Source organism: Paracoccus sp. (in: a-proteobacteria) (assembly GCF_030536915.1).
Taxonomy (GTDB): domain Bacteria; phylum Pseudomonadota; class Alphaproteobacteria; order Rhodobacterales; family Rhodobacteraceae; genus Paracoccus.
In genome coordinates this window covers 5,499-13,929 of sequence record NZ_JAUNPC010000072.1, presented here as the reverse complement: position 1 = coordinate 13,929, position 8,431 = coordinate 5,499, and the positions used below count along the sequence as shown (strand labels likewise).

Annotated in this window: 10 protein-coding genes and 1 pseudogene; 7 read left to right on the top strand and 4 right to left on the bottom strand. The window is 68.9% G+C overall.

What is annotated here, in order from left to right:
* Together prmC and prfA are read right to left on the bottom strand one after the other, a co-directional pair.
* A partial coding sequence (prmC, locus tag Q4F04_RS11755; protein ID WP_303370011.1) for a peptide chain release factor N(5)-glutamine methyltransferase occupies positions 1 to 753 on the bottom strand: 753 nt, incomplete at its 3' end.
* A complete protein-coding gene (gene prfA, locus Q4F04_RS11750) occupies positions 750 to 1,805 on the bottom strand; it encodes a peptide chain release factor 1 (RefSeq protein ID WP_303370010.1) in 1,056 nt (351 codons plus the stop codon). The genes prmC and prfA, both read right to left, overlap by 4 nt.
* A 146-nt stretch (positions 1,806 to 1,951) precedes the next feature.
* On the opposite strand from prfA, the gene Q4F04_RS11745 reads away from it, so the two are divergent.
* A complete protein-coding gene (locus Q4F04_RS11745) occupies positions 1,952 to 3,250 on the top strand; it encodes a cytochrome c peroxidase (protein WP_368660724.1) in 1,299 nt (432 codons plus the stop codon).
* A 64-nt stretch (positions 3,251 to 3,314) separates the two neighbouring features.
* Here Q4F04_RS11745 and Q4F04_RS11740 read toward each other — a convergent pair whose 3' ends face one another.
* Positions 3,315 to 3,983, bottom strand: coding sequence for a YceI family protein (locus tag Q4F04_RS11740; protein WP_303370009.1), 669 nt, complete (start codon positions 3,981 to 3,983; stop codon positions 3,315 to 3,317).
* 247 nt (positions 3,984 to 4,230) lie between these two features.
* Here Q4F04_RS11740 and rpsF point away from each other — a divergent pair, with 247 nt between their 5' ends.
* The 6 genes from rpsF to Q4F04_RS11710 all read left to right on the top strand — a co-directional run bounded on the left by rpsF (position 4,231) and on the right by Q4F04_RS11710 (position 7,992).
* On the top strand, positions 4,231 to 4,695 hold the full coding sequence (gene rpsF, locus Q4F04_RS11735; protein WP_303370008.1) for a 30S ribosomal protein S6: 465 nt from the start codon (positions 4,231 to 4,233) through the stop codon (positions 4,693 to 4,695).
* 18 nt (positions 4,696 to 4,713) lie between these two features.
* Positions 4,714 to 4,941 (top strand): 30S ribosomal protein S18, encoded by a 228-nt coding sequence (gene rpsR, locus Q4F04_RS11730; RefSeq protein WP_073060981.1) that lies wholly within the window; start codon positions 4,714 to 4,716, stop codon positions 4,939 to 4,941.
* An 11-nt stretch (positions 4,942 to 4,952) separates the two neighbouring features.
* Complete coding sequence (gene rplI / locus Q4F04_RS11725) at positions 4,953 to 5,540, top strand: 50S ribosomal protein L9 (protein WP_303370007.1); 588 nt, start codon at positions 4,953 to 4,955, stop codon at positions 5,538 to 5,540.
* Between the two features lie 126 nt (positions 5,541 to 5,666).
* Positions 5,667 to 5,882, top strand: a complete 216-nt coding sequence (locus Q4F04_RS11720; protein ID WP_303370006.1) for a hypothetical protein — start codon at positions 5,667 to 5,669, stop codon at positions 5,880 to 5,882.
* 97 nt (positions 5,883 to 5,979) lie between these two features.
* Positions 5,980 to 6,825, top strand: a complete 846-nt coding sequence (locus Q4F04_RS11715) for a hypothetical protein (RefSeq protein WP_303370005.1) — start codon at positions 5,980 to 5,982, stop codon at positions 6,823 to 6,825.
* A 69-nt stretch (positions 6,826 to 6,894) separates the two neighbouring features.
* Positions 6,895 to 7,992 carry a YihY/virulence factor BrkB family protein gene (locus Q4F04_RS11710; protein WP_303370004.1) on the top strand — a complete coding sequence of 366 codons (1,098 nt, stop codon included), beginning with the start codon at positions 6,895 to 6,897 and terminating at the stop codon, positions 7,990 to 7,992.
* Between the two features lie 46 nt (positions 7,993 to 8,038).
* Here the strand turns inward: Q4F04_RS11710 and Q4F04_RS11705 are convergent.
* Positions 8,039 to 8,431: pseudogene (locus Q4F04_RS11705) on the bottom strand (trigger factor); the annotation flags it as partial.

Below are 8,431 nucleotides of genomic sequence, written 5' to 3'. Positions count from 1 at the left end.
CGCCGCGAAAATCCCGCTGACAGCCGCGGCCTGCGTCGGCCCGATCTCGACCGCAAGCCAGCCGCCCGGCACCAGATGCGCCCCGGCACCCGTGGCGATGGCGCGATAGGCGCCAAGCCCGTCGCCCTCGTCGGTCAGGGCGCCGCGGGGTTCCCACTGGCGCACCTCGGGCGACAGGGCGGGCATCTCGTCGGCGGCGATATAGGGCGGGTTCGAGACGATCAGGTCGAAGCGGCCATCGACCGCCGAAAACCAGTCCGAGCGCCGGAAATCCGCCGCGATCCCCAGCGCGGCGGCGTTTTCCCGCGCGACCTCAAGCGCCGCCGCCGAGAGATCGACGCCAAGGCCCCCCGCGCCCGGCCGTTCCGCCAGAAGCGACAGAAGGATCGCGCCGGTCCCGGTGCCGAGGTCCAGCACTCTCCGCCACGGCAGGTCCAGCGCGGCGGCCACCAGCGTTTCCGTCTCGGGACGGGGGTCGAGCGTGTCGCGGGTGACGCGGAAGCGGTGCTTCCAGAAGTCGCGGTAGCCGAGGATCTGGCTGACGGGCTGGCGCTGCAGCCGCGCGGCGATGGCCTGGGCGAAGCGTGCCGCGGCATCGGGGGGAAGCGGCTGCGCCAACGCGTCCCGCAAGGCATGGCGCGGCACGCCCAGCGCGTGGCCCATCAGCGCCAGCGCGTCGCCCCCCGCCGTGTCGATCCCTGCGGCAGCCAGCCGGGCAGTCGCCTCGGCCAGCACTGCGCGGGCCTCGCTCATCCTTCGGCCTCGGCCAGCCGGGCGGCCTGGTCATGGGCGGTCAGGGCGTCGACGATCTCGGCCAGGTCGCCGCCCATCACCCGGTCCAGCGCATAGATCGTCAGGTTGATCCGGTGGTCCGTCACCCGGCCCTGCGGGAAGTTGTAGGTGCGGATGCGCTCGCTGCGGTCGCCCGAGCCCACCTGCGACCTGCGATCAGCGGCGCGCTCGGCGTCGGCACGGCTCCGCTCCATGTCGTAAAGCCGCGCCCGCAGCACTGCCATCGCGTTGGCGCGGTTCTGGTGCTGCGACTTTTCCGAGCTTGTCACCACGATCCCGGTCGGCAGGTGGGTGATCCGCACGGCCGAATCCGTCGTGTTGACATGCTGGCCGCCCGCGCCCGAGGACCGCATGGTGTCGATGCGGATGTCACCGGCGGGAATGTCGATGTCCACTTCCTCGGCCTCGGGCAGCACGGCCACGGTCGCGGCCGAGGTGTGGATGCGCCCGCCCGATTCCGTTTCCGGCACCCGCTGGACCCGGTGGACGCCGGATTCGTATTTCAGTCGGGCGAAGACGCCCTCGCCCGCGATATGGGCCACGGCCTCCCTGACGCCGCCCAGCTCGGATTCGGCCAAGTCCAGCAGGCGGAAGTCCCAGCCCTGCTGTTCCGCATGGCGCTGATACATCCGCAGCAGGTCGCCCGCGAACAGCGCAGCCTCGTCGCCCCCGGTGCCGGGGCGGATTTCCAGGATTGCGGGCCGGGCATCCGCGGCGTCCCTAGGCAGCAGCGCCAGCCGCAGCGCCTGTTCCAGTTCCGGCAGAAGCGCGCGCAGGCGGGCGATCTCGTCCTCGGCCAGTTCGCGCATGACGGGGTCGGCCAGCATCGCCTGCGCCTCGGCCAGACCCGCCCGCGCCGCCCGCCATTCGGCGATCTGGGCGACCACCGGCCCGAGTTCGGCATATTCGCGGCTGACCCGCGCGATCTCGTCGGCTGCAGGTCCCGCGTTCAGCCGCGCCTCGAGATATTCGAAGCGATTGACGATCTGGTCGAGGCGGTCGGCGGGCAGCATCCCTGCCGCTTAGCCCCCCCGGCCGGGGCCGGCAAGGGCGCAGAAAGGACGAAAGCTTTGATCTGCATCATGGAACCGTCACCCTGCCGGTGCGATAGTCCCGTGACGCGCGGAAGCGGAAACTGCATCAAGCGAAGGAAGCCATGATGACCTGTCGTCCCCTTATGTATCTCACCACGGCACTTGTCCTTGTGGCGCCGGTTGCCTTTGCACAGCCGGCCACCGCGCCCGACACGATCGTCGAACAGGCGCAGGGTGTGCAGGCCCCCGCCGCAGGCGATCCGGCCGCCGAGGCGACGGCCGCGGGCGACGCTGCCCCGGCCGAAGCTTCGACCGAGGAGATCGCGGCCGAAGCCGCCGTGACCCCGCCCGAGGGCGCCGTGGCAGACCCGCAGGCCACGCCCGAGCCTGCCACCGATGTGGCAGATTCGCCCGATGCCGCGCTGCGGGCCGAAGCCGCGGACTGGTTCGAGCCGATCCCCCGCGCCGCCGAATTGCCCAGCGGCCGCCCGATCACGCGCGCGCGGGCGGACCTGGGACGGATGCTGTTCTTCGATCCCCGCATGTCGCTGTCGGGCGTCTTTTCCTGCCACTCGTGCCACAACCTCGGCCTGGGCGGGACGGACCAGCTTGAAGCCTCGGTCGGGCATGGCTGGCAGCAGGGCCCGCGCAACTCGCCCACCATGCTGAACGCGGTCTTCAATGCCGCCCAGTTCTGGGACGGCCGCGCCGAGGACCTGGCCGAGCAGGCCAAGGGCCCGGTGCAGGCGGGCGTCGAGATGAACAACACGCCCGAGAACCTGATCGCGACCATCAGTTCGATGCCCGGCTATGTCGAGGCCTTCCAGACCGCATTCCCCGGCGAGGATGACCCGATCACCTTCGACAACTTCGCCCTGGCGCTGGAAGCCTTCCAGACCACGCTCATCACTCCGAACTCGCGCTTCGACCAGTGGCTCATGGGCGTGGACGGCGCCATGAACGAACAGGAAAAGCGGGGCCTGCAGGCCTACATGGACGCGGGCTGCACGACCTGCCACGCAGGCGTGAACTTCGGCGGGCAGGAATATTTCCCCTTCGGCCTGGTCGAGGCGCCCGACGCCGAGGTGCGCCCCGAAGGCGACGTCGGCCGCTATGAGGTCACCCAGACCGAGGAGGACCAGTATGTCTTCCGCGCCTCGCCGCTGCGCAACGTCGCCCTGACCGCGCCCTATTTCCATTCCGGCAAGGTCTGGAGCCTAGAGGAAGCGGTGAAGATCATGGCGAACGCCCAGCTCGGCACCGAGCTGACCGAGGAACAGGCCGAGGACATCACCGCCTTCCTGATCACGCTGAACGGCGAGCAGCCGCAGGTCGTTCACCCGACCCTGCCCGTCCGCACCGACGAGACGCCGCCCCCCTCGCCGATCGACGCGGCCCCTGGCACGGATGCCGCGGCGAACTGAGCGCGGCTGAAAAGCATCGGGGCCGCCCTTGGGCGGCCCCTTTCCTTTGCCGGGTCCGGCGGGATCAGCCCTTGATCGCCTCGACCGAGATCCGGATCTCCATCTCGTCGGACACGGCGGGCGCCAGCATCCCGAGGTTGAAGTCGCTGCGCTTGATCTCACCCTCGGCCACGAAGCCGACCGCGGGCTTCTGCGTCATCGGATGCGCGTCCGCCTTGCGCAGATCGACCTCCAGCGTCACCGGCGCGGTCACGCCGTTCAGCGTCAACTCGCCCATCACCTTGGCCTCGTCGTCGTCCTCCAGTTCGACCGAGGTCGAACGGAAGGTCACCTGCGTGTCGGGCGAGGCGCCCTTCAGCATCTGGTCGCCATACATATGCTGGTCGAGATCCGCGTCGATGGTGCGGATCGACGACAAGGGGAAGCTGGCCTCGACGCTGGAATTCGCGGGGTTCGCCGCGTCCAGGGTGATCGTCCCGGTGACACCGTTGATCATGCCGTGGCTGATGGAAAAACCCAGGTGATCATACGAGAACATGATCTGGCTGTGGGCCGGGTCGATCACATAGGCGCCGCTGATGTCGCCGCTTTCGGCGGGGGCTGCCGTCTCGGCCGCTGCCTGCGCCGCGGGCTCGGGCGCGGCAGGGGCCTGCTGCGCGTCGGTGGCGGTCTGCGCAAGGGCGGGGGCCGCCAGCAGGGTGGAAAGGGCGAGGACGGAGAGGGTGCGGGTCATGAAGGCTCCTGTCGTTGATGTGGCCATGCAGGGATAGGTAGTGTGAGGAACATCGAACCGCCATTCTTGTTCCGGAAGCAGTCTTCTTCCATGGCCTTGCGTCGAATCCGCTTGCCTCGGGCGAGGCGTCCCCTATAAGGCCCCATTCCTTTCCGCAGTTTTGCGAAACCGGCGCAGCCTCTCGTGGCGGGGCGCGGAAAGGGCCTGACCCGCCTATGAAGCGCGCCCGAGACGAAAAGGGATTGCCATGCCGCTTTACGAGCATGTGCTGATCGCCCGCCAGGACCTGTCGAACACGCAGGCCGAAGGGCTGATCGAACATTTCTCGACCGTGCTGGCCGACAACGGCGGAACGGTCAGGGAAAGCGAATACTGGGGCGTGCGCACGCTCGCCTACAAGATCAACAAGAACCGCAAGGGCCACTATGCCTTCCTGCGTTCGGACGCCCCCTCGGCCGCCGTGCAGGAGATGGAGCGCCTGGCCCGCCTGCATGACGACGTGATGCGCGTCCTGACCGTCCGCGTGGACGAGCACAAGGAAGGCCCGTCGGTCCAGATGCAGCGCCGCGACGACCGCGAGCGCGGGGATCGTGGTGATCGCCGCGACGGCGACCGCGGCGACCGCCGGGATGGCGACCGTGGCGAGCGCCGCGAACCGCGTGGCGAGGATCGTGGGGACCGCGAGCGCGCGCCCCGCGGCGACCGTTTCTGATCGTAAAGGAGCGACATCATGGCGACCAAACCGTTTTTCCGCCGCCGCAAGGTCGATCCGTTCGGGGGCGACAACGCGCCCGCGATCGACTACAAGGACACCCGCCTGCTGCAGCGCTACATCAGCGAACGCGGCAAGATCGTGCCGTCGCGCATCACCGCCGTCTCGGCCAAGAACCAGCGCAAGCTGGCGCAGGCGATCAAGCGCGCGCGCTTCCTGGCGCTGCTGCCCTACGCCGTGAAGTGAGGATCTGACCGATGCAAGTCATTCTGCTCGAACGCGTGGCCAAGCTGGGCCAGATGGGCGAGGTGGTGCGGGTCAAGGAAGGCTTCGCCCGCAACTTCCTGCTGCCGCAGGGCAAGGCGATGCGCGCCTCCGACGCCAACATCGCGGCCTTCGAGGCGCGCAAGGCGGACCTCGCCAGCCGCAACGACGAGACCCGCGCCGAGGCGCAGCGCGTCGCCGAAAAGCTGGACGGGGCGAGTTTTGTCGTCATCCGCTCGGCCTCGGACGCTGGCGCGCTTTATGGCTCGGTCACGCCGCGTGACATCGCCGATGCCGCCGAGGCCGATGGTTTCCAGGTCGAGCGCCGCCAGATCGTGCTGTCCGAGCCGATCAAGGAACTGGGCCTGCATGACGTGACCGTGCACCTTCACCCCGAGGTCGAGGCGAAGATCACCCTGAACGTCGCCCGCTCGCCCGAAGAGGCCGAACTGCAGGCAACGGGCCGCTCGATCCAAGACTTGGCCGCCGAGGAAGACGCCGCCGCCGAATTCGAGATCGCCGAGCTTTTCGACGACATCGGCTCGGCCGGCCGCGACGAGGACGACGCCCCCCGCGGCTGATTCCCCTCGCCCTTCCCGAAACCCGAACCGCGCCGCATCCCGGCGCGGTTTTTCTTTGCGCGCCCCTTGCCGGAACGCCCCTGCCCCGCCGCAGGTTGGTTTGGCGGACCCTGCAAGGAGGCAGTCATGAGCACCCATCCCACCATCCTCGGCGACATGGTCAGAAACGAGGGGGAAAAGGACGACAAGACCTCGCTGGATGTCGAGCGCGACCTCGGCACACCCACTGGCATCGACAACGACACGGCGGATGTCGCCCGCGACCTGGCGATCCCGCCCTCGGACCTGCCCGATGCCGAACGGCAGCCGGAAGCCGTCCCCGGACGCAAGCAGTCCGAGTGACAGAGCTTTGGCTGCGGGAACGATCGGCCGAGCCGACGTGTTGGAGGACCAAAGGGACCGCATCGCCGCAGGCGCGGCAGCAGCAAGGAAAAACCTCATGTCCGATACCGACAACCTCCCGTCCAACAGCTATATTCCCCAGGGTGGCGGCCTTGGCCGGCCGGTGGACCGCCGGCAGGAACGCTACCAGCCCTCGGGGCACAGCGCCCGTCCGATCCCGCCGCACGGCGACGTGTCGCCTGACGGGGAGCGGATCTGGCCGCAGCCGTCGATGACCTCGCGCGTGCTGGTCTACGGGGGCGCGGCCATCGCCGCCGCGGCCGCGACCGCCGGGGTGGTGCTGGCGGCGCGGAAGGTGGCCGACATGGTGACCGGCAATGACGAACTGGACCGCGAGGCGCATGACGCGGCCGAACGGGCGCGGGTCAAGGTCTATGACGAGGCCCATGGCCGCTACACCGCGCCCCGCATGGCCGCCATGCCCGAACGCGAGCGCGAGGCTGTGCGCGCCCGTGCCCGCAGCCGGATGCGCGAGGATGACGCTCAGCGCAGCCGGATGCGCGCGGAAGCCCGGCGCAAGCAGGATGACGACCGCAGGCCCGCCCGCCCGCGCCAGGGGGTCCAGCCCATGGGCTTTCTGGACGATGTCGAGCATACCGCCCAGCGGCTGACACGCACGGTCAACGACGTGGTGAACGGCATCGGCGCGGCGGTTGCGGCCTTCCAGTCCGTCGCGACCCAAGCCGAGGACGTGATGCGCAACTTTCAGGGTGCCGCCGATCAGGTCCGCGGCTTTCTGGACACCGGGCGCGGGACTGGAACGAACCCGGCGCCGCGCCGCGACCCTTACCGCCGCCCTGCGCGCCGCGACGTGGTCGACCTGCGCGAAACGGACGACGCCGCGCAGGCCGGCGGCGATCACGCCCGGACCCACCGCCTCTAGCCCCGGTCGTCCGGCATCCCCGATCCGGCCGCGCCTTTCCGGCGCGGCCTTTCCCCACCCGAGGCACCCATGAGCGACCCGAAACCCGATGTCTTCGCAGCCCTGTTCGACCCGCTTCCCGAAGGCTGGCGCGAACGCAAGGGCCTGCCGCCCGAATCCGGCGGGTCAAAGCAGGACAAGCCCGGAAAGCCCGGCAACGGGAAGGAATCCGCATCCGCGGCGAAAAAGACGGCCGAAGCCAACGAGGCACCCCCGCCACGCCGTCCCGGCGCCCCGGAAACGCCTTGGCAGTTGAGCCGGCAAAGCTGGATCGAGGTCGGCAAGCGCGTCGTGAAGGAGTTCAGCGCCGACCGCGTCACCTCGGTGGCGGGCGGCGTCACCTTCTTTGCGCTGCTGGCGCTGTTTCCCGCGATCACGGCGCTGGTGTCGATCTACGGGATGCTCGCCGATCCGGCGACCATCGCCGACAACCTGTCGATGCTGGACCGCATCCTGCCGGAAAGCGCGCTGGAACTGATCTCGGGACAGGTGATCGCCATCGCCTCGGCCCCCGCCACATCGCTGTCCATTGCCGGGATCATCGCGATCTTGGTCGCGCTGTGGTCCGCGAATGGCGGCATGAAGGCGCTGATCGAGGCGCTGAACATCGCCTGGTTCGAAACCGAGAAGCGCGGCTTCATCAAGCTGAACCTGGTGTCGCTGGCGTTGACCCTCAGCGCGATCGTGGGTGTCATCCTGATGATCGCGCTGGTCGCGATCCTGCCGGTGCTGCTGAACACCGTCCTTGCCGGCAGCGGCGTCGAGACATGGCTGAACTGGCTGCGCTGGCCGATCCTTGCCGGAATGCTGATCCTGGGGCTCGCGGTGATCTACCGCTTTGCCCCCAGCAAGGAAGACCCCCAGTGGCAGTGGATTTCCCCCGGCGCGGCCGTGGCGGCGCTTGGGCTGCTGATCGCCTCGATCCTGTTTTCCTGGTACACGGCGAACTTCGCCAATTACAACGAAACCTACGGTTCGCTGGGGGCGGCGGTCGCGATGATGATGTGGCTGTGGATCGCCGCCATCGTGGTCCTGACCGGGGCCGAGGTGAATTCCGAGGTCGAGCGGCAGATCAAGATCGAGAACGGCGTCGCGCCCAAGGACGAGGACGACATGGACCGCAGATGAAAAAGGCCGCCCCGAAGGGCGGCCTTTCCGTTCCGGGTCGGGACGATCAGATCTCGTCCAGCGACTCCAGCGCCTTCTCCAGTTCCTCCTTGGAAACGGAACGGTCCGTCACCTTGGCGCCGGCGATGATGTGATCCACCACCTTGTCCTCGAAGATCGGGGCGCGAAGCTGCTGGCGGGCGGCCTCGTTCTGCTGGATGAACTCGAAGAAGGCGCGTTCCTGACCGGGGAAGTTCCGGGCCTGGCGCATGACGGCCTGCGTCATCTCCTGGTCCGAGACGTTGATCTCGGCCTTCTGCCCGACATCGGCCAGCAGCAGGCCCAGGCGCACGCGGCGCTCGGCCAGCTTCTTGTGCTCGTCGGTGGGCTCGATGGCCCCGTGGTTGTGGCCCTGCTCCTCGGGGTGTTCCTCGTGCCAGAGCTGGTGGGCGATCTGCGC

What these genes read in the sequence shown, in the direction of transcription:
- prfA (WP_303370010.1), bottom strand. Translation starts at nt 1,805, where the DNA reads ATGCTGCCCGCCGACCGCCTCGACCAGATCGTCAATCGCTTCGAATAT.
- Q4F04_RS11745 (WP_368660724.1), top strand. Translation starts at nt 1,952, where the DNA reads ATGACCTGTCGTCCCCTTATGTATCTCACCACGGCACTTGTCCTTGTG.
- Q4F04_RS11740 (WP_303370009.1), bottom strand. Translation starts at nt 3,983, where the DNA reads ATGACCCGCACCCTCTCCGTCCTCGCCCTTTCCACCCTGCTGGCGGCC.
- rpsF (WP_303370008.1), top strand. Translation starts at nt 4,231, where the DNA reads ATGCCGCTTTACGAGCATGTGCTGATCGCCCGCCAGGACCTGTCGAAC.
- rpsR (WP_073060981.1), top strand. Translation starts at nt 4,714, where the DNA reads ATGGCGACCAAACCGTTTTTCCGCCGCCGCAAGGTCGATCCGTTCGGG.
- rplI (WP_303370007.1), top strand. Translation starts at nt 4,953, where the DNA reads ATGCAAGTCATTCTGCTCGAACGCGTGGCCAAGCTGGGCCAGATGGGC.
- Q4F04_RS11720 (WP_303370006.1), top strand. Translation starts at nt 5,667, where the DNA reads ATGAGCACCCATCCCACCATCCTCGGCGACATGGTCAGAAACGAGGGG.
- Q4F04_RS11715 (WP_303370005.1), top strand. Translation starts at nt 5,980, where the DNA reads ATGTCCGATACCGACAACCTCCCGTCCAACAGCTATATTCCCCAGGGT.
- Q4F04_RS11710 (WP_303370004.1), top strand. Translation starts at nt 6,895, where the DNA reads ATGAGCGACCCGAAACCCGATGTCTTCGCAGCCCTGTTCGACCCGCTT.